20 protein-coding genes are annotated in these 19768 nt (G+C 49.3%); 7 read left to right on the top strand and 13 right to left on the bottom strand.

From position 1 onward, the window contains the following. Positions 1-9: 9 nt before the first annotated feature. From pepT to AAV35_RS01075, 3 genes are all read left to right on the top strand, one after another. Positions 10-1266: a peptidase T gene (pepT, locus tag AAV35_RS01085; RefSeq protein WP_008589031.1), complete on the top strand. Its 1257-nt coding sequence runs from the start codon at positions 10-12 to the stop codon at positions 1264-1266. 31 nt (positions 1267-1297) lie between these two features. Then, positions 1298-1522: a hypothetical protein gene (locus AAV35_RS01080; protein WP_008589030.1), complete on the top strand. Its 225-nt coding sequence runs from the start codon at positions 1298-1300 to the stop codon at positions 1520-1522. Between the two features lie 101 nt (positions 1523-1623). Beyond that, positions 1624-2295, top strand: a complete 672-nt coding sequence (locus tag AAV35_RS01075; RefSeq protein WP_008589029.1) for a GOLPH3/VPS74 family protein — start codon at positions 1624-1626, stop codon at positions 2293-2295. Positions 2296-2357: 62 nt separating this feature from the next. On the opposite strand, the gene AAV35_RS01070 is transcribed toward AAV35_RS01075, so the two are convergent. Continuing rightward, a complete protein-coding gene (locus AAV35_RS01070) occupies positions 2358-3269 on the bottom strand; it encodes an aldo/keto reductase (protein WP_008589018.1) in 912 nt (303 codons plus the stop codon). A gap of 142 nt (positions 3270-3411) precedes the next feature. After that, a complete protein-coding gene (locus tag AAV35_RS01065) occupies positions 3412-3849 on the bottom strand; it encodes a universal stress protein (RefSeq protein ID WP_008589016.1) in 438 nt (145 codons plus the stop codon). Between the two features lie 217 nt (positions 3850-4066). On the opposite strand from AAV35_RS01065, the gene AAV35_RS01060 reads away from it, so the two are divergent. Continuing rightward, a complete protein-coding gene (locus tag AAV35_RS01060) occupies positions 4067-5110 on the top strand; it encodes a C45 family autoproteolytic acyltransferase/hydrolase (protein WP_008589014.1) in 1044 nt (347 codons plus the stop codon). A gap of 105 nt (positions 5111-5215) precedes the next feature. Beyond that, a complete protein-coding gene (locus tag AAV35_RS01055) occupies positions 5216-5692 on the top strand; it encodes a glutathione peroxidase (RefSeq protein WP_008589012.1) in 477 nt (158 codons plus the stop codon). Between the two features lie 112 nt (positions 5693-5804). On the opposite strand, the gene AAV35_RS01050 is transcribed toward AAV35_RS01055, so the two are convergent. The 8 genes from AAV35_RS01050 to AAV35_RS01015 all read right to left on the bottom strand — a co-directional run bounded on the left by AAV35_RS01050 (position 5805) and on the right by AAV35_RS01015 (position 13869). After that, the gene (locus tag AAV35_RS01050; protein WP_008589010.1) at positions 5805-7376 is read right to left on the bottom strand and encodes an L-lactate permease; all 1572 of its coding nucleotides are present in this window, start codon (positions 7374-7376) and stop codon (positions 5805-5807) included. Between the two features lie 163 nt (positions 7377-7539). Beyond that, complete coding sequence (locus tag AAV35_RS01045; protein WP_008589008.1) at positions 7540-8241, bottom strand: CBS domain-containing protein; 702 nt, start codon at positions 8239-8241, stop codon at positions 7540-7542. A gap of 135 nt (positions 8242-8376) precedes the next feature. Then, entirely contained in the window at positions 8377-9039 is a 663-nt protein-coding gene (locus tag AAV35_RS01040) for a reverse transcriptase-like protein (RefSeq protein ID WP_008589006.1), read from the bottom strand. A 52-nt stretch (positions 9040-9091) separates the two neighbouring features. Next, a complete protein-coding gene (locus AAV35_RS01035) occupies positions 9092-9661 on the bottom strand; it encodes a GNAT family N-acetyltransferase (RefSeq protein ID WP_008589005.1) in 570 nt (189 codons plus the stop codon). A 128-nt stretch (positions 9662-9789) separates the two neighbouring features. Beyond that, on the bottom strand, positions 9790-11040 hold the full coding sequence (ilvA, locus tag AAV35_RS01030) for a threonine ammonia-lyase IlvA (RefSeq protein ID WP_008589004.1): 1251 nt from the start codon (positions 11038-11040) through the stop codon (positions 9790-9792). 128 nt (positions 11041-11168) lie between these two features. Further along, entirely contained in the window at positions 11169-12059 is an 891-nt protein-coding gene (locus tag AAV35_RS01025) for a diacylglycerol/lipid kinase family protein (protein WP_008588994.1), read from the bottom strand. Continuing rightward, positions 12056-12907, bottom strand: coding sequence for a DUF1206 domain-containing protein (locus AAV35_RS01020; protein ID WP_008588992.1), 852 nt, complete (start codon positions 12905-12907; stop codon positions 12056-12058). Before AAV35_RS01020 ends, AAV35_RS01025 begins: the two co-directional genes overlap by 4 nt. A gap of 65 nt (positions 12908-12972) precedes the next feature. Further along, positions 12973-13869 (bottom strand): AEC family transporter, encoded by an 897-nt coding sequence (locus AAV35_RS01015; protein ID WP_008588990.1) that lies wholly within the window; start codon positions 13867-13869, stop codon positions 12973-12975. Positions 13870-13992: 123 nt separating this feature from the next. On the opposite strand from AAV35_RS01015, the gene AAV35_RS01010 reads away from it, so the two are divergent. After that, positions 13993-15483: a Mur ligase family protein gene (locus tag AAV35_RS01010; protein ID WP_008588988.1), complete on the top strand. Its 1491-nt coding sequence runs from the start codon at positions 13993-13995 to the stop codon at positions 15481-15483. 319 nt (positions 15484-15802) lie between these two features. After that, complete coding sequence (locus AAV35_RS01005) at positions 15803-16324, top strand: GNAT family N-acetyltransferase (protein ID WP_008588986.1); 522 nt, start codon at positions 15803-15805, stop codon at positions 16322-16324. Positions 16325-16384: 60 nt separating this feature from the next. Here the strand turns inward: AAV35_RS01005 and AAV35_RS01000 are convergent, their stop codons facing one another. The 3 genes from AAV35_RS01000 to AAV35_RS00990 form a co-directional block, all read right to left on the bottom strand. Beyond that, positions 16385-17266, bottom strand: a complete 882-nt coding sequence (locus tag AAV35_RS01000; RefSeq protein WP_008588983.1) for an NAD(P)-dependent oxidoreductase — start codon at positions 17264-17266, stop codon at positions 16385-16387. A 132-nt stretch (positions 17267-17398) separates the two neighbouring features. Next, on the bottom strand, positions 17399-18823 hold the full coding sequence (locus AAV35_RS00995; protein ID WP_008588981.1) for a sodium/glutamate symporter: 1425 nt from the start codon (positions 18821-18823) through the stop codon (positions 17399-17401). Between the two features lie 320 nt (positions 18824-19143). Further along, positions 19144-19713 (bottom strand): nitroreductase family protein, encoded by a 570-nt coding sequence (locus tag AAV35_RS00990; RefSeq protein ID WP_008588979.1) that lies wholly within the window; start codon positions 19711-19713, stop codon positions 19144-19146. Positions 19714-19768 lie beyond the last annotated feature (55 nt).

The raw sequence follows: 19768 nt of genomic DNA, 5'->3' as shown, positions 1-19768 counted from the left end.
AGAGCTATCATGAAAGAAGAATTGCTGCAGCGCTTTATCAGTTACGTAAAGATAGATACCCAATCGGATGAAGCATCGGAAACTACACCTTCCACAGACAAGCAGTGGGAGCTTGCGAACAAATTGGCGGAAGAACTGGAAACAATCGGTATGAGTGAAGTTTCCATCGATGAGAAAGCCTACGTCATGGCCACCCTGCCTTCAAATACTGATAAAGATCTGCCTGTCATCGGCTTCCTTGCGCACATCGATACAGCAACGGACTTTACCGGGAGCGGTGTCTCCCCAAAGGTTTGGAAGAATTATGACGGAGGAGAGCTGAGTCTGAATGACGATACCGTCCTCTCCCCCGATGATTTCCCTTCCCTGCACAAATACGCAGGACATACGCTTGTCACGACAGATGGTACCACACTGCTCGGAGCCGACAACAAAGCAGGGGTGACCGAGATCATGACGGCGATGAACTTTTTGCTCCACAACCCGGAAGTCCCTCATGGAAAAATACGGGTCGCCTTTACGCCCGATGAAGAAATAGGAAAGGGTCCTCACCACTTCGACGTCGAACGCTTCGGTGCCGACTTCGCCTATACGATAGACGGAGGGGAACTCGGGGAACTTGAATACGAAAGTTTCAACGCAGCTTCTGCCACTATCCAGTTCCAGGGGCGCAACGTCCATCCGGGATCGGCGAAAAACAAAATGATTCATGCTTCAAAAATGGCGATGACGTTCGCGTCCTCCCTGCCCGCTTTCGAAGCACCGGAATATACGGAAGAGAAGGAAGGTTTCTTTCACCTGCTCGGCATGGAAGGCGATGTGGAACACGCCGTTCTCTCCTACATTATTCGTGACCACGATAACGAAAAATTTGAAGCGAAAAAGAATTACATGCAAAAAACGGTGGAAGAATTCCGCCGCCTGTATGGCGAGTCCGCCGTTTTGCTTTACATGGAGGATCAGTACTACAACATGCGCGAAAAGATTGAACCCGTTTTCGAAATCGTGGACGCGGCGGAACAGGCCATGATAAACAAAGGCATCCGACCACTCATACGTCCGGTCCGCGGAGGGACGGACGGGTCTCAGCTCTCTTTCATGGGGCTCCCGACGCCTAATATTTTTACCGGCGGCGAAAATTACCACGGTAAATACGAGTACATTTCACTCGACAACATGGAGAAAGCCACTGAAACGATCATCGAACTCTCCCGTCTGTTCGCCGCAGAAAATAAGTTTAACATCCGGAAGAAAAAGGAATCGTGAGAATAGGAACATTCTTAAAGGTGGTGACATGATGGGTGAAAAAAATAAAGACCACAACGTTGATAACAACAGGAAAATGATAAACGAAGAAGAACGTACGGACCTTGCCGAGAAATTCAAAGAAGAAGAATTGACGGACGATATTCCTATGGAAGCGCTCGAACTCGATGAAAAAGGTAACAGAAAGAAAAAAGAGTTCATGAAAGATTCTCAGAGCGAGAAGAAATATCGGAAAGACCGTGACAATCAGGACTGATAAAAGCTGATGCCCTCCTAAATGATGAAGAAGGGCATCAGCTTATTTTTTGAAACTTTTCCCTTTCCTTTTCCGTACATCATTTAAAAGGAGGAATAGTTATGCTGACTATTGCAGAAGAACTTCTGCTTCTCGCTTTGCATGATCGGAAAGGCTCGGTAACTATGCGGGCTTCCTCTTCCCTGAAATTCGGGCTGGCCGGTGCGTTCATCAGCGAACTTGCATTAAATGAACGCGTCGCAGCTGAAGGGAAGAAACTCACCGTCATAAATCCCGCCCCGGTTGATGATCCTCTGTTAAACGACGTATTCCAGGAAATTAAAAACTCCAAAAAAGACCGTAAAATCAGAGTCTGGGTCGAGAAGTTCGGGAACCGGATGAGAAAGCGGCAAAAAACCATGTCTTCCCGTCTTGTGGAGAAGGGGATACTTGAAGAGAGTCATCACAGCTTTCTCGGTATCTTCACCTGGACAACCTACCCCACTTCTGATAACACAAAAGAAGAGGAGATCCGCGTGAGGGTAACGGAAGCCCTGGAAGAAACCGACCTCCCCGACGAACGTACGCTCATTCTGCTCAGCCTGATTAATGCCTGCGATCTCGTGAAGGAAATCTTCCCTAAGAAAGAAGCGCGCGCGAAGAAAAAACAGATCAAAGCATGGACGAAGCGTAATCCTTACGGAAAAGCTGTAAATGAGGCCGTAGACGCCACAAATGCCGCCGTTTATGCAGCGGCAGGTGCAGCAGCTATCTCTTCCGGCGGTTCATCCTGATTTTTCCCGAAAAATAAAAGCAGGGACCCTGCGGGAGCATCCCGGGATTCCTGCTTTTTCTATTATGGAAGATCGTTACCTGCAGCGCGATAAAGTTCATACCACTCTTCCCTCGTAAGTTTCACTTCCGATGCTTTCGCAATATCTTCGAGACGCTGTTTGTTCATCGTACCGACAATCGGCTGGATGCCTGCAGGGTGACGCAGAATCCATGCGATGGCGATAGCCGAATCGGTCACGCCATAGCGGGAAGCGACCTGCTGCAGTTTTTCATTGATTTCCGGAAAATCACTGTTTCCGACGAAGGCGCCTTCGATCATACCATGCTGAAAAGGGGACCAGGCCTGAAGTGAAATATTATTCAGACGGCTGTATTCAATGATTTCCCCGTCCCGGTTTACTGCTGAACTATTCTCCATATTCACATTCAGTCCGTGATCGATCATTACCGTCTGCATAAGACTCAACTGCACCTGGTTAACGATCAGCTCCTGATCAACCGTTTCCTGCAGCAGTTCCATCTGCATAGGATTGTGGTTACTGACACCGAAATGACGGACTTTCCCGTCGTTCTCCAGTTTAGTGAAGGCTTCAGCCACTTCCTCCGGTTCCATAAGAGCATCGGGACGATGCAGCAGTAATACATCCAAGTATTCTGTGTTAAGACGTTTCAGGCTTCCTTCCACCGAAGATATGATATGTTCCTTGGAAAAGTCGAAGAAACCATCGCGGATTCCACACTTCGATTGCAGAATCATCTTTTCGCGCAGGGATGGTTCAATCGCACTTGCGAACGCTTTCTCGGCTTCACCCTTCCCGTAAATATCGGCATGATCGAAGAAGTCGATACCGAGCTCCATCGACTTATCTATCATTGCACGTGCATCATTCTTCGTCATCCCGGCCATACGCATGCAGCCGAGTCCGATTTCCGGTACGCTCAGGTCACTCGTGCCGAGGTTCATTCTTTTCACCATTATTAGCCTCCTATGTTGTACATATGTTCGAAACGTCCGTTTCCCCTGGAACTAGCTGCACCGATACAAAGGAGGGGTTTCTGAGCCGGCGCTCAAAAAACCCCTCTCGCGACTTTTTTCATATACGGACCTCACGCCGCTATTTAACGACCAGCACGGGTTTCGTGCACTTTTGCACTACGTTGTTACTTACACTGCCGAGAAGCAGTTTCTTAACTCCTCCAAGCCCGCGGCTTCCTACAATAACGAGATCCACATCATGCTCTTTGGCATACGCGCAGATTTTCTGGCCCGGGTTTCCCTCTTCCTTGCCATAAGATATTTGGGTCACCACTGACGTGTCTTCCTCCTGTTCGAGTTCCACTTTAATTTCTTCCATTTCTTTCTCAAACCGTTCGGCCAGCTCTTTTCCTATGTCTTCGGCCATTTTGGCATTTGTCGCGGGCCCCGTCGTATTTATGACTGAAAGTAAGTGGATTTCACGATGATCTGCCTTAACGGCCTGGGTTTTAGCTTCCTCGACAGCGTGCCTGCTGAGTTCACTTCCGTCATAAGCTATCAGAATCTTTTTGGTCATGTGGCATCTCCTCCATTTTAAAATTCTCCTTACAGTACACTATATTCCTACTAAAGCGCAAGGCTAAACGTTGTAAACGGTTTATTAGTGAACAGTTCTCAAAACTTTTCGAATCGTTGCCCTGCCAGGGCTGAACCGATAAACAAATAAATTGCAGGAGTTCTTTCTTTTCTTTACACTTAATTCTACATTATTAACCAAAGGGGATTGTACTATCGTGAGACAAGTCTACAGCGACGTATACCAGTTCAGAGGTTCCCATTACGATTTCGGTTTCCGGCAGGGCGAATGGCTCCGGAACTCTCCCATCCTCGCCAATCGGGATAAGCAGTGGGAAGGGAAAAGAGCCCGTCATTTCATTATAGATTTCGATGAAATAAAAAGTATGTTCGACCGCTTCTCCCCCGGCATATGGGACGAAATTCGCGGGCTTGCCGATGCGCTGGATCTTTCGATGGAGACAGCCATCCAGAACTTCGGCGGTTACTATCTTGAATTCGGTAAAAGCGGCTGCTCCATTTATACGAATGAGCATGTGCTTGTCAGAAACTATGACAGTGACCCCGTCGCTTACGAAGGCCGTTATATGCTGTACCAGCCGACGGATGGAGGTTACGCGACGATCGGACCTTCCATGCAGATTACGGGACGGACAGACGGGATGAACGAGCACGGACTCTCCATGGGGTACAACTTCATCAACCGTGTCGGCTCGGATACCGGATTTCTCTGTAATATGATTGGACGTATGATCCTTGAGAATAGCCGGACGATCGAAGAAGCGATCGATTTACTGAAGAACATCCCGCATCGCCGGGCTTTCAGCTATGTACTCCTCGACTCTTCCGGCCGTTCCGTCGTCGCAGAGGCTTCGGCCCGTGACGTGAAAGTGAGGGAAGGGAATATAAGCACCAATCACTTTCACAAACTGACAGAGGAAAACCGCTACCGTATGGATGATTCACTCGGCCGCTATCAGGCTATGGAAGACGCCGTGCCTGAAGATATTTACAGTTCCTATCAGCTGTTGAACAATACGGATAAACAGGTTTTTTCCTACAAGTACGGAGCCTGGGCAGGCACAATTCATACGGCCGCCTATCTGCCGGAGAAAAAGCAGGCATGGTTCACCCACGGAGCGGACCGGCTGCCGATGCTTTTCAACTTTGAAGACTGGCTGAACGGGGAAGATACGAAAGCCAGGAAAGTTAAAGGATATATCGACTCTCCCCACCCTTTCGTAAATATGGAGTACCAGTGAATGCTGATATAAATCTTGAATTCAAGCATCAAGAAATAAAGCGATTCATATCATTACTAATAACCTCGCTTTTTCGGTAAAATATAAGGAAAAGGAGGATTTATGATGAGCGTACATGATATTTCAGTTACGAAAGAGAGCGGGGAAACTTACAGTCTGGATGCCTATAAAGGGAAAGTGCTGATGATCGTCAACACTGCCACAAAATGCGGTCTGAAGGGACAGTTTGATGAACTGGAGGAACTGTATAAGAAATACCAGGACGAGGGATTCGTCGTTCTCGGGTTTCCGAGCAACCAGTTCGCCAATCAGGAACCGGGGTCCGCACAGGATGCAGCGGAACAGTGCCGTCTCAACTACGGGGTGACGTTTCCTATGCATGAGAAGATTAAAGTGAACGGAGATGACACGCACGAACTTTTCAGGCACCTGAAAGAACAGTCAGGCGGCATGCTCGGTGATGGCATCAAATGGAACTTCACTAAATTTCTCGTCGACCAGGACGGGAATGTCGTAGAGCGCTATGCTCCTCAGACTTCACCGAAAAAAGCGGAAGAGGATATCAGGAAACTCGTTTCTTGATCGCTTTATAAACCACAGAGCTAAATGAATACCGTAAATAAAAGACACAACAACACCGAAGCCTATTCGGTGCAGTTGTGTCTTTTCAATTTTGGGCCGGTGTATGGAACAGTTAAAAGAGCAGATAAGCGACGACGCCCGTCATCAGTCCATACAGCAGGGCAGGGATAACCGTCTTACGGATGATTTCCCCTTCTTTCCCGGAAAGACCGACGACGGTTCCGGCAGCTACTACGTTATGTACGCAGATCATGTTACCCGCCGCCGCTCCGAGAAGCTGCAGGGCCAGTACCGTGCGCATGCCGAGGCCGGCCTGCTCGGCGATATTGAACTGGACCGGGGAAAACGTAAGTGTGGAGACCGTTGCACTTCCGGTGATGAATGAACCGATTTCCCCCAGGAACGGCGCTACAATCAGCCACATGAAGCCAAGATTTTCGGACAGAAAACCTGCAATGTACTGCGGCATACTGACAAGGTCTGACGTATTCATACCGGAATTGGAGAATACCTGGACGAGTGCGAGCGTCGCAAAAAGAGCAAGAGCGGCATCTTTCATTGAGAATAACGACTCCCGGGAAGCATCCAGAAAGTGACGGAACGGTTTCCTCTGAATGAATATGGACGCTATAGTAGCCAGCACAAGTACGCTTCCCGGAGAGTAGAGAACCTCCCAGGCGGACGTAATCCCTTCCACTCCCAGAATGTCCGGCCACGTCGCATCAATCCACGTCTTCGCTGCATCTCTCACGACCGGCACAATCCGTGTCAGTAACAATAATACTACGATGAGGACGTACGGGGCCCAGGCAGCAACGAGAGAGATGTCCGAAGACTTCTCTTCTGTCCCTTCCTGCTTGGCATCCATCCACACTCTTTTCGGGACGAGCCACCCTTTCCCGGCCGTAACCGAAGCGGTCAGAAGACCTGTCAGAGCAGCAAGAATAGCTACGAACTCGAAACCGAACAGCGTAGCGTATAATAATGCGGACGACGTATAAACGAAACCGACGACAAGAGCCCAGGGGACTATCTCAAGCACATCCTTCCAGTTCCTGTTCTTACCGAAGAACATCGTAAGCAGCACAACGAGAACCAGAGGTACAAAGGATCCGGTGAACATATCGATTTGTGTAATCCTTACAGCCACTTCATTATATAACGTTCCGTCCGCACCGGGCAGGTTGCTGAGGCCCACCTGCAGCGGCGTGCCGACAGCTCCGAACGGTACAGCTGCACTATCCGCCACAAGAGCGAGTGTGGCAGCTGCAAGAGGATTGAACCCGAGAGCCACAAGTAAAGGCCCCGTAACCGCTGCCGGCGTACCGAATCCGGCCGCTCCTTCCAACAGAGAGCCGAACAGAAACGCGACGATAACCGCCTGAACTCTCATGTCAGGTGAAATATTGCGGAATCCCTGATTGATACGGTCGACCGCTCCCGTCCGCCGCAGAGTATTCAAAAGTACAATCGCTCCGAACAGAATGAACAGAATCGTTAAAGCTTTATGACCTCCTTCAAGTACCGAGGCAGCAATCACCTTTCCGTTCATTCCCCATATGGTGTAGGCGAGCAGAAGCACAAGAACCGCACTGTATGCCATTCCTTTTTTTGCAGCCATACGAAATACCACCAAAAATAAAAACGGAAGTATGACTGCTGCCGAAGCAGTTAATAAAAGCATAAAAGCCCCTCCTTTCTCTGTAACTGACACATTTTGTTATATTGCTCAACTTTTATGTTATCCGGCCCCGAAAAGTACACGAACGCGCGCGATATGTAACCGCTATCAAAATAAAACCGAAAAAACAGGAGAGAGGCTGCATGCAAAAACACCTCTTCCCTGTTTACGATTCCCCGATAATGTGATGCGGGGTAATGATACCGAGAAGTTTCTCATCCGGAGTGCCGTTCTCGGTAATGAGAATCGCTTCCGGCCGGAAACTGCTCGAAGGGTTCCCTTTCATCATATCCACAGCCTGGTGCACGGTCGTTATGCGATTTATGAATTTGTAGTGATCTTTACGGACTTCTACAGCCAGCACTTCCCCGATCGTTGTTCCGTTCAGATTCAAATGCTCCTCGTTAATATGGGAGGATAACCATTGAGTAATCCCCCGCGGCGTCAGGAGCCCTTTGAAGCCGCTGTTTCCGTATACGGGAAACTGGGAAAATTCCTTCTCCTTCACGATTGCGAGAAGGGAAGCGAGAGTGTCGTCCAGATGAAAAGTCTGAACATACCTGCTGAAAGCCGGTATAACGAGTTTCGGTCTGGTAAGTTCCGCTTCAATGTTCAAAATATGCTCCACCGTTTTTTCATGCGGTTCCGCAATAATATAATTGGGCATGACCCTGTTATGTACGATTGCATTGCGCAGTTCGGCAAATTCCAGCAGATCATTTTGAAACCGCTTGACCACCGCATTCCGTTTGCTGAAGTAATTGACCAGTGAAGCGAAAGGGATGTAATCCTCTGTTTCTTTCCAGCGATTCAGGTGCTGATCGATCCGGTTATAGGCACTTAAAAAAGTATCCGCATTCTTTCCCATCCTATCTCCCCCTACAGGCGCCGGTGCGCTCGGCTGCATCCAGTTTTCACTATATCACCACCGGACCTTCGGTTACAAAGTATTTCCGGGGAAATAACGGGTGATTATCGTATTTTTTATAAAGGTACTCCGCGTTTATGGCTGCTCGATTACTATTTGACTTTCAATCTGTACCCCATCGAGTGCCTGCGTGGCGAGACGATCGGCTTCGCTGTTTTCCTTCCGGGGGACATGGAGGTAAGTCGCTTCCAGCCCGCTTTCTGCCAGCCTGGCGTCAATACGATCTGCCCAGGTCAGAAAAACCGGATCGTAACACTCCCACTCTTCTTTCATCTGATTAATCACAAGACGTGAATCTCCTTTTATGCAGATCGGCTGGTAACGTATTCCGAGCATGGCCAGTTCCTGGACAGCCAGGTGCAGTGCTGCATACTCAGCCTCGTTGCTTGAGGTCAACTCGTCCACGAGGGCATTTTTCCGGACGCGGTACATCTCCCCGCTCTTTTCGTAATAGATCGCACAGCCCAGTCCCGCCCGTCCGTACTCTATTTCATAGCCACCGTCAAAATAGACATATACATCGTGCGGCTCGGTCTGTATTTTCTCTATGAATGCCTTAAGTTCCTTACGCAAAAATCTTTCCCCGTTGTTATTCTGAAAGACTATTTCACGGACACGGCCCATTTTCTGAAGATCCGCTTCCAGCTCCAGGGCCGTTTCAATATTCATCTCCTCCGTAAAACAGGTGATAACCGGCCCCTTCGGCACTTTATACAAGTAGCTTATGGTCAATTGCATATGCAACCCCCCTTTTTCTTTCCCGGTATAAAAAAGGCCAGAGACAAGGCCTTCAGGAAGGACTTTTGCCTCTGGTCTTCTGCCATTCGCTGCGCATGATGCCCATCTTCACCGCATCAAAGAATTCTCCGTCCACTTTCCGGGCTTCACGGACACGGGCTTCTTCAAGCATGCCCACTTTTTCCCCGACGTGGATCATACGGGAATTTCCGGACCAGGTGCTTAAACCGAGCCGGTGCAGTCCGGTCGCTTCGAACAGATAATCGATCCAGTGCTGGTACGCTTCCGAGCCGTAACCGCCGTTCCAGTAGTGTTTATCATAAATGACGATCCCCGTTTCCAGCCAGTCCGTGTTCGGATCGACCCAGTACGAACCGACAGCTCCAACAACTGTATCGTCAATTTCAATAACGAGAGAGCTCGGCACGCCTTCCATAATATAATACTGCTGTTCCCAGCTTTGGTAGAATTCCTCTTTCGTTGCATGCTGTTCGGGAATATACGGCCCATTCCATTCTCTTGAGGCCTGTTCCTCCTCTTCAAACTGCCAGTAATAGAGCACATCTATATCTTCTTTGTAAGGTTCCCGCAGAATGGTCTTTTCACCTTTGATTTCTATCATTACTTGCCCCTCCGTCTGTCAAAAACATCTCTTTTGTCTTTGTCGTCTCCATTATCACAAAGATGAGACTTTTACGCAAAAAAGACTTTCCCTGATAAAAAGAGAAAGCCTTTATTCGTTAAACTTTTTTACACTAAAAGATTGAAAAGCTCCTGATTTTTGTTCAACTCTGTATACGTGAATCCGTGTTCTTCCATCCGCCGGATAAGGCCGTGGTAGTCTTCGTACTGTTTCAGTTCAATACCGACAAGAACCGGTCCTTTTTCACGGTTGTTCTTCTTCGTATACTCAAACCGGGTGATGTCCTCCGTATCACCCAGGACGTTGAACACGAATTCTTTGAGGGATCCGGTACGCTGTGGAAAATTGACGATAAAATAGTGCTTCAGTCCTTCGTAGATGAGGGAACGTTCTTTCATTTCCTGCATTCTGGAAATATCGTTATTCCCTCCACTGATGACACAAACGATCGTTTTCCCTTTTATCTCTTCCCGGTAGAAGTCGAGAGCCGTTACCGGCAGGGCTCCGGCCGGTTCCGCGATGATCGCGTTCTCGTTATAAAGGTTCAGAATGGTCGTACACACCTTCCCTTCCGGAACGCATACGACATCTTCCATAACCTGTCGGGCAATCTGGAAAGTAAGTTCACCGACCCGCGCCACAGATGCCCCGTCGACAAATTTATCGATCCAATCGAGCGTTTCCACTTTCCCGCTCTCGAGAGACATCTTCATGGAAGGCGCCCCTTCCGGCTCCACACCGATAATTTTCGTCTCGGGGGAATTCTCTTTTACGTACGTGCCGACTCCCGCAGAAAGACCGCCACCGCCTACACTCATGAACACATGGGAAATCGGCTCATCCATGTCCTCTATGATTTCTTTCCCGACGGTGCCCTGACCTGCTATCGTCCGCTTGTCATCGAAAGGGTGCACGAACGTCATCCCTTCTTCTTCGCACGCTTTATGAGCTTCTTTGTATGCATCATCAAAAGAATCGCCGGTTATAACGATGTCTACCCATTTATCCCCGAAGAAAGAAACCTGGGAAATCTTCTGTTTTGGCGTAGTCGTCGGCATAAACACTTTCCCCCTGATGCCGAGCTTCTGGCAGGAAAGTGCAACCCCTTGAGCGTGGTTGCCGGCACTGGCACACACTACTCCTTTTTCGCGGGCGCCATCACTCAGGTTTTTGATGTTATTGTATGCCCCGCGTATTTTAAATGACCGCACCGGCTGCAGATCTTCTCTTTTTAAGTAGACGTTACAGTCATAGCGGGCGGAAAGAACTTCATCTTTAAGTAATGGAGAACGTATCGCCGCTTCTTCCACTGTTTTGGCAGCTTTCCGGATATCTTCCCCCGTCACTAATTTATCCATAACTTGACCCTCGCTTCTATTTACGCTCATAGCCCCATCCTTTTCTGAAACCGAATTTTAAGCACTATTTTAACATAGGAAAAGAGCTGTGACAGCTTAAATTCTTATTTTTCTTACACAGGTTCCGGCTATTCCTCCGGCACGTAAACGTTCAGTTCGTTGTGAAGCAAGCGTGCTTCAAACGGCAGTTTCATCCCTTCGTCCCCGTCTATATTTACGACGAGATTGAGCGATGTATCGACTTTCATGTCAGTGGCGGTGAAGTATTCCACCTGTTCATTACTCTTAAGCTCCCCCCTGAACAGATCGGGGATGAGCTGAACCACTTTCGGCAGAGAAAACTCTTTCAGAATGAATACGTGAAACGCTCCGTCGTTTACCTCCGCCTCCCGCGCGAAAGTTTCGATGCCTCCGACGGAATTTGTCAGAGCTACGAGGACGAGATAGGCTTTCCCCTCCCATTTCTTTCCGTCGTAATCTATCGAAAGATCGAAGGGGGTCTCTTCCCTGATGGCTTGCGCCCCTTCAATCAAATAGGCAAGAGGACCGAATTTGGATTTTTGTTCCGGGGACACCTGGTACACAGCCTCCGCGATAGCACCGACGGCCAGTACATTCATGAAATAACGTTCACCGGCAATTTTGCCGATGTCGACGGATCGGGTATTGGACGTTTCCAGAACGCCGATAGCTTTCTTTTCATCCATCGGTATACCGAGAGCTCTAGCGAAATCGTTTACAGTTCCGAGCGGTACGAAGCCGAACACGGGCTTGTGGTCTTTCTCCGCCAGACCGTTGATACTCTCATTGATAGTACCGTCGCCTCCCATGGCGACGAGGGCGTCGTACTTCCCGAAAGAAGCTTCCTCCGCAAATCGGGTCGCATCCCCCTCCCCTTCCGTATATTTCACTGTAACTTCTTCGTGCTGCTTTTTCAGTGCAGTCACTGCTTCCTCTTCGAACTTCAATCCCTTTTCCTGACCGGAAGAAGGATTGATAATTAACATTGCTTTCGTCATGACTTTTCCCTCTCTTTCTTCCCGAACTGCATATGTTCATATCTGCCCCGGGTTACTTGATAAATCCCGTAAAGGATGAGACCTGCCGAAACGAAACCGAGAATCCAGCGTCCGAATGGCTGGGAGGCGATTTCCGAAAGCGCCCCGTCCAGCCCTTTGGCCTGCCCCGGATCGTGACTCAGAGCGGTTCTTATGAAGAAAAAACCGATCAGTCCAAGGACAGCACCACGGGAAACGAGCCCTGCAGTGCCCGTGTTTTTAGCTATTTTCCTCTCATGATAGTCCATGTCCCCAATCAGGAATGCTTTCATAAACCGTTGTGTCAGGCCGTTTGCGATTTCATAGACGCCGTAACCGATAACACCGGCTCCTATTCCGCCGAGAATCCAGGCTCCAAAAGGCTGCTGTAACAGCTTTGCCGATAATGTATTCCCGGATCCTCCTCCGCCGGAGATGGCATTGACCGCAATACCGATAGCCTGCACTGCCAATACAGTATAAATGCCTGCGTTGATAAAGTAGGCGAACCGTTTTATCAGACCGCCCATTCCTTTCCCTTCACCTTTGGGATCCAGAAACGCTTTTATCAGTACCCATCCTATATACATGAAAAGTCCGAGGCCCATCAGCCAGACGAGGATGTTGCCAAGCGGTATGCGAGCCAGTGACTGGAACATGCCGGATGTCCCCGTCGCTTTCCCGCCGAAACCTGCAGCCGCAAGCAGAGCAAGGAGGCCCACTATAAAGTAGACGCAGCCTTTGGCCATATAACCTATCCTGGCAGATCTTCTTATCCAGGGCTTTATCTCTTCCCTGACGTACTCATCCGGGTGGATAGACTTCCCCATACGTTTCCCCTCTTTTCGTCTATAGCTGCTGCATGGAAGTTTCCCTTTTTTTCACAAACAGAAACTTATATATAAAACATCAGGAGCGCAGGAATTGTTATGATACTGAGCAGCGTAGTCACGAGTGTAATTCCGGAAACCAGTTCCGGTTTTGCGTCAAACTGAACGGCGTAGATAGTGGTGGTGGCCGCCGACGGCATAGCTGCCTGTACAATCAGTACACTGGCCATCAGTTTACTCATGGGAAGAAGCGCCACCAGAGCGAACGCTATCACCGGAGATGCTACAAGTCGCAGGACAGAGGCATACGACACCTTCTTCCAGTCCAGGGACGTAACGCTTATTTCAGCCAGCTGCATGCCGAGCACGATCATAATCGTCGGAACGGTGGCTGCAGCGACGAGCTCTATCGCTCCCATCACGCTTCCTCCGACAGAAACCCCGCCGCACTTCATCACTAATGCGAGCAGCACGGCGTAGGTCGGAGGCATTTTCAATACAGACAGTCCTGCCATCTTCAAGCCGGCCCGCCCTTTTGCTGCATAGTAAACACCGAAGAAATTCATAATGATCGAGTGCAGTACCATCAGGGAAACTGCATAAATGAATCCCTCTTCTCCGAACACAAAAAGGATAATCGGCGACCCGTAATTCCCGGAATTCATGAAAGCCGTAGAGAGAATGAGTGCACTTTCTGTCGAAGTACTGTATCCTTTTATCCAGGCGTAGATTTTGTTTATGATCAGCATAATGAATAACAGAAGCAGGGCGAACACCAGCATCATAATATAGTCCCGGTTCAGGTCTGCCGTATAAAACGTTTCAAATACAAGACAGGGAAGCATAATGTACATGCCTACTGTCGAAACGGAACGTATGTCCAGACGCCCTGCCTTCTGAATGATATATCCTGCCAGAAATACTGCGATGACGGGCAGGACCACTTCCACAAACACTCCCATACTATCCTTTCCTTTCCAAAATCATTATATCTTCTTTCAACATACCACATTTACCCGTTTCAACGCCCGGCCTTACGGGTAATTAAAAGTTATTAACTCTTCCAGACAGAAAGGGCATCCCTTATGATTAACCTCACAGAACTTCTTCATTCCTATTACATAAATTCTTACGGACCGCTCACTCTTCCGGTCCGCCAGTTCACCCTTCATTCCGCAGTTCCGAACGAACAGGGCGTCTTCTTCTGCAAATCCGGTAAGCGCAGCGGCCTGGATTATGTCGACGAAGCTGTCGCTAACGGAGGAATCTGCGTTATTGGAACGGACCCGTCTCTTCTCGGGGAGCGCGAGCGCCATCCGGACGTTACGTTCATCATCGTATCCGACCTCCCCCCCGTCATCACCCTCCTTCTCCGGACCGTCTATAACAGCGTCTTCGACGAGATGGAATTCTTCGGAGTGACGGGCACGAACGGGAAAACGACAGTAACCTATATGATTTCCACCCTTTTGAACAGATTCGGTTTCAAGACAGGATCTGTCGGTACGGAAGGTGTAATGACCAGTGATCTGCAACCCATGGATTACAATAAAACGACGCCGACGACACCCGAAGCCCCTGAGCTCGCCCGCATCATCAGCCATTTCCACAGCGAATCCTACCAGACCATGGTATATGAGGCCACATCTATCGCCCTGGATCAGGAAAGGACGACATTCATCCCCGTGGACACGGGGGTGTTTACGAATTTCAGCAGGGACCATATGGATTATCATGAGACAATCGAACATTACTTAAACTCGAAAATGAAGCTTGCCGAGGCCGCCCGTACTCTCGTTTTCTCTCTGGACTCCCCTGTCTTCCGGTCTTTGAAAGATTTCGGAAAACCGGTACGGACATTCAGTCTTCTCGATGCCGCGGCGGATTTCTACGGAGAACGGATCACCTACGACGAGAACGGATCAAGGTTCGTGTTGCACGCCGACGGGGAACGTTTTGACGTCTACACACCTTTTATCGGAGAGCACAACATATACAATTTATTGAGCGCTTTTGCGGTTCTGTATGACAAAGGAATCCCGGTCCGGGCCATCGTTGAGGAAGCTGCGAAACTCCCGCCGCTCCGAAACAGGTTCCAGCTTCTTACGGTGTGCGAGCGCCGCTTCATCCTGGATTTTGCCCACACCCCGGCGGCCCTGGAGAAATCTCTCGGGGCCGCGCGTACGCTTGCGGATGGGAAGCTGATTGCGATGGTGAACGGCATCGGTCTCCGCGGAATCGATAAAGTCAAAAAAATGGCCAAAACGCTCACCCCTGATGTCGATTCTGTGGTGCTTGGAGCAGAGCAGGTTGGATATGTGGAACCGTCGGTAGTCATCCGTGCGATGCAGGAAGCCCTCCCCCCGGATATTTCAGAGGACAGAGTAACAACGGCGATGAGCCGGAAAGAAGCTATTGCTGCCTGTATCGGACAGTCCTCCCCGGGAGACACTATTCTGCTTACGGGCATCAACGAGCCGCAGCACTACAAAGGTACTCTGATTCCTCACGATGATATCGAGGAAATAAGCACTCATTTTTCCGCTTCCTGCGCGGACCCGAAACCGCTTGTCTGAATCTTATACCTTTATCGTAAAACAGGAAAAAGGCCCGGTCCTCTGCTTTCACAGAAGGCCGGGCCCTTATTAGTAAATATAATTATTATATTATAGCATACTAAGAATAAAGCTGATGACTACGATGAGACCAATGATCATTAAAATAGTTCGAAGCATATTTTTCACTCCTTGCTTTGTCATGTTACGTATACCTTTCCTTATCCCTTATATCTTGAAACATTTTTGTGCATATTTCCTCCTATTTACTCACGTTTCAAAGCTTATACGTTTCGAATTACGAAAAGGTCTGCTACGATAGAACGAGGAGGAGATACATATGGAAGACCATATTTGGCTGCGGCCACTTGAGAAAGACGACGTGCCTTTCATGCACAAACTATATAACAAAAAAGAGATTATGGATTTCTGGTTCACGGAAGCCCACTTCCCGAAAGACCGGATCACTACCGGTTTTGAAGAGAGAAAAGAGCCCGGTAAACACCGCCTTTTCGTCATCTGCAAAGATGAAATGAGCATCGGTCTGACCGGACTGTATGATATTGAACCGGTGCACCGGAATACCGAATTCGGCATTATGATCGATCCCGTGCATCAGGGGAACGGTCACGCGGGGGAAGTTACGAAGATGATGGTGGATTACGCTTTCCGTACCCTCAACCTCCATAAAATTCATCTTATCGTAGCGACGGAAAACGAAAAAGCTGTGCATATTTATAAGAAAATCGGCTTCGAAATCGAGGGAGAAATGAAAGAACACTATTTCATCAACGGAGAATACCGTGATGCCTACATGATGGCGATTCTTAAACACTCTTATGAAAACCGGGTTTCCGAATAAATCCGAAAAGAGCGGACGATGCAGGGCTATATGCCCGTACGTCCGCTCTTTTTATAAACGCTATACGTTACCTTCCGCTTTCCATTTGTAGTATTTGTACAGGGCCTGTGTTCCCTCATTCTCCCCACCGTTCTCCATGAGTTCTTCATACATTTCTTTCGCAAGACGCAGCCCCGGGACCGGAAGCTCCATCCTTTCTGCAGACGCAAGCGCGATCCCCATATCTTTAACGAAATGTTTTACATAGAAACCCGGTTCAAAATCATTCCCGATCATTTTTTTGCCCAGTTTTGATAAAGAAAAGCTTCCCGCTGCCCCGTGTTCGATGCTGCTCATGACGACGGCGGGATCCAGACCGGCTTTCTCCGCGTATGTAATGGCTTCGACGACGCCCATCATCGTCGACGCGATGGCAATCTGGTTACTCATCTTCGTATGCTGTCCCGCACCCGGTGGACCCTGCAGCACGACATTCTCCCCCATCGCCTCCAGTACCGGGCGTACTTTTTCGAAAGAAGAGGGCTCGCCTCCTGTCATGATCGTCAGTTTGCCCGCTTCCGCAAATACATCACTTCCGGAAACCGGAGCATCCAGTGCCGCCTGTCCGTTTCTCTGTGCGGCTTCGGCAATTTTCACCGCCAGCTCCGGGGAAGAAGTGGTCATGTCGATGAAAACCGTCCCGCCGGAAGCATTGTTTAGAATACCGTCTTCCTTAAAATATACTTCCTCTACATCTTCCGGAAATCCGACGATGGTAATGACAACGTCTGCCTCCCTGGCAAGCTCCGATATCGTCTCTTTCCATTCCGCCCCTTCCGCGAGAAGTTCTTCCGCTTTCCGCTTCGTTCTCGTGTAAAGAGATACCGCATATCCATGTTTCATAAGATTTCTGACCATATGCCGTCCCATGACCCCGGTGCCGATGAATCCGATTTTTTTCAAATATATTCCCTTCCTTCCTGATAACTTACCGAATATTGTAACCGTTTTCCGGACAGGACTCAACGGCTTTACACTTATGTAAAAAAACGCCTCCCTCTGCCCGAGACGGCAAAAAGAGACGTTTACCTTCAGTTAACCGGATTCCGTACGCTGTTTTCCGAAATAGAAAATTCCGACAGCCCAGCCGATCACGGCCATCACCAGGGAGAAGATGAAGAATGGAACCGGTCCGAGAGAGTAGATTACCGGCACGGAAAGGGCGGTCACTAGTCCTCCCCCGAGAAACGGTTCGTATATGAGCTGTTTGTAGCCGAACGCTTCCAGCGCAGGCGTCTCCACGTTCGGGTCCACAATTCTCATGAGAAGGAGACCCGTAGCGGTGATCCCCATGGACTGTCCGAAGTCACCGATGGCACGTTCAAACCAGTACGTAGGAATCATTTTCTTCGCAAATATCTGGAAAGCGAGAACGTTCCAGCCGATACCTCCTACAGCGAGAAGCAGGAACGGAACGAAATATTCACCGATAACGGCGAGGGAAATCGTCGCAATCGCCGTCATTATCAGGATATCAAGCGACAATCCCTGGACTCTCATGACCATCTGCCTGTCCACGAGATTAAACCGATCGTAGCGGTCCAGGAACAGCTGCAGAATAATACCTCCGATCATAGCGAGCGGGAACAGAGGAATATAAGTCATAATGTATGTGTCCGTCCAAGCTCCCCACGTAACGGCCTCAAGGCCGATCAGACCCTGCTGTAGTCCGTACCCGATCAGTATCGCGATACTGATCATAGCTACGTGAAAGGAGAGCGGTTCGATCGATTCGGAGCGCAGCGTCATCTTCCCGGCTGCCTCCCTGTTTTCGAATTCGCGGATTCCGAGTTTCTGTATATCGGAAAAAGCTTTTTCGTCCATATCAAGCGCTGTCTGCCGTTTTCTGGCAGCTACGTTGATAAGAATGATACCGATGATGACACCGGAGAGGATACCGACAGTGGCAAGTCCCACTGCCAGGTCATACGCCTCGGGGAACCCGAGCTGTTCAAACGTGCTCTGCATCCCGGCAGCCGTACCGTGCCCGCCTTCAAAACCGATTTCTATAAGAGCACCGGCCATCGGAGGAATGCCGAAGATCGGAGTAAGTATTAAAAGAGCGATGAGCAGACCGACGACATATTGTCCCCATCCGACCATCCAGCCGAACGATAGCTGAGGTCCTCCGTAGTCCCAGATCATTTTGAGGGAAGGCGTTTTCTTCCCGATGAAAAGGGAAGCGAAGATGACGTTGATCATCAGCCCGGGCAGTGCTGCCCATACATCCGTAATAGTTTCCGTAAAAAGCCCTGTTGCCCAGAATGAATCTGATCCGGTCAGCGGCGCCAATAGATTCCCGAGCACCTGAGGTCCAAGCAGAAGTGCTGCGAAACCCCCAAGAATCGAACTCGGAAGAAAAAGGGACTGAAACAGAGGTACGCTCACTCTGATCAGCTTCCCGACCAGCAAAAATAGCCCCATGACGAGCAGGGCGAACCCTATCGTGTTTGCTGTCATAATATTTCTCCTCTCCCTGTTTTATACTACTGAGGTTCTTCCCACAGGCACCCCCGAGTAAACTTCGGAAAGTATGCTTCGTGCACGGCTATCGAAGCAGAAGTCCTTACGGTATTTTGCGTTCCCTTCCCCTTCAGAAAAAGCGGCCGACTGTCACGATTCACCGGTTTTCGTGCCCTTCAAGTCACTTTCTGTCTTCTGAAAGTAACGGAAAATGCAGAAACGTGCCGTTCGCATCCCGGTTCAGCTTCTGAAGGTAACGAAAACATCCACAAAAAAATCACCGGCCCAAAATATGGGACCGATGATTGAAAAGCAGCTTACGCACGGAACGAACCTTCCATAATGGATTCTTCAACCGGGCGGCGCGGGGACGGCTGTTCCCGCTTCTGCATCTCTTCTTCCAGTTTTTCTTTTTCATCCTGATAACCGATAGCGACGAGTGCCTGAATCTCGTACTCTTCCGGAATACCGAGAGTTTCACGGGCCTGATCTTTATAAAAACCGCCCATAGCGTGAGTGATGAGACCGTTCCTGCGGGCCTGCAGGGAAAGGAATCCCCAGGCTGCCCCGGTATCGAAAGCGTGAGTGGCGTCTTCTTTATCGGAAATGATAAGAGCGAGCACCGGTGCCTTCTCGCACCATTTACGGTTTCCGTCCATGACGAAAGAATGGAACCGCTCACGGTCCTCCTCCGTTCTCGCTATAATAAAACGCCACGGCTGCATATTCATGGCAGATGGAGCCCATCGCGCCGCTTCAAACACGCTCATAAGATCCTCTTCGGCTATTTCCTTCTCCTGGAACGATCTCGGGGACCAGCGTTCGAGAAACGCTTCGTCGATTTCATAATTGGCCTTCCGATACTGTTTCATTTCACTTGCGTTCATACTGTTTCCTCCTCTGACACATACTTCGTCCATTATATACAAAAGAATATCTTCA

Origin of the sequence: Salimicrobium jeotgali (genome assembly GCF_001685435.2) — a bacterium.
GTDB lineage: Bacteria > Bacillota > Bacilli > Bacillales > Halobacillaceae > Salimicrobium > Salimicrobium album.
This window is presented reverse-complemented; position numbering and strand designations above follow the sequence as displayed.

Bases quoted from the DNA above. Each gene is read 5' to 3' on its own strand.
- AAV35_RS01025 (WP_008588994.1), bottom strand. From the start codon at position 12,059: ATGACGAAAGCAATGTTAATTATCAATCCTTCTTCCGGTCAGGAAAAG.
- AAV35_RS01020 (WP_008588992.1), bottom strand. From the start codon at position 12,907: ATGGGGAAGTCTATCCACCCGGATGAGTACGTCAGGGAAGAGATAAAG.
- AAV35_RS01075 (WP_008589029.1), top strand. From the start codon at position 1,624: ATGCTGACTATTGCAGAAGAACTTCTGCTTCTCGCTTTGCATGATCGG.
- pepT (WP_008589031.1), top strand. From the start codon at position 10: ATGAAAGAAGAATTGCTGCAGCGCTTTATCAGTTACGTAAAGATAGAT.
- AAV35_RS01010 (WP_008588988.1), top strand. From the start codon at position 13,993: ATGATTAACCTCACAGAACTTCTTCATTCCTATTACATAAATTCTTAC.
- AAV35_RS01005 (WP_008588986.1), top strand. From the start codon at position 15,803: ATGGAAGACCATATTTGGCTGCGGCCACTTGAGAAAGACGACGTGCCT.
- AAV35_RS01045 (WP_008589008.1), bottom strand. From the start codon at position 8,241: ATGGGAAAGAATGCGGATACTTTTTTAAGTGCCTATAACCGGATCGAT.
- ilvA (WP_008589004.1), bottom strand. From the start codon at position 11,040: ATGGATAAATTAGTGACGGGGGAAGATATCCGGAAAGCTGCCAAAACA.
- AAV35_RS00990 (WP_008588979.1), bottom strand. From the start codon at position 19,713: ATGAACGCAAGTGAAATGAAACAGTATCGGAAGGCCAATTATGAAATC.
- AAV35_RS00995 (WP_008588981.1), bottom strand. From the start codon at position 18,823: ATGACAGCAAACACGATAGGGTTCGCCCTGCTCGTCATGGGGCTATTT.
- AAV35_RS01035 (WP_008589005.1), bottom strand. From the start codon at position 9,661: ATGATAGAAATCAAAGGTGAAAAGACCATTCTGCGGGAACCTTACAAA.
- AAV35_RS01050 (WP_008589010.1), bottom strand. From the start codon at position 7,376: ATGCTTTTATTAACTGCTTCGGCAGCAGTCATACTTCCGTTTTTATTT.
- AAV35_RS01065 (WP_008589016.1), bottom strand. From the start codon at position 3,849: ATGACCAAAAAGATTCTGATAGCTTATGACGGAAGTGAACTCAGCAGG.
- AAV35_RS01015 (WP_008588990.1), bottom strand. From the start codon at position 13,869: ATGGGAGTGTTTGTGGAAGTGGTCCTGCCCGTCATCGCAGTATTTCTG.
- AAV35_RS01080 (WP_008589030.1), top strand. From the start codon at position 1,298: ATGGGTGAAAAAAATAAAGACCACAACGTTGATAACAACAGGAAAATG.
- AAV35_RS01040 (WP_008589006.1), bottom strand. From the start codon at position 9,039: ATGCAATTGACCATAAGCTACTTGTATAAAGTGCCGAAGGGGCCGGTT.
- AAV35_RS01055 (WP_008589012.1), top strand. From the start codon at position 5,216: ATGAGCGTACATGATATTTCAGTTACGAAAGAGAGCGGGGAAACTTAC.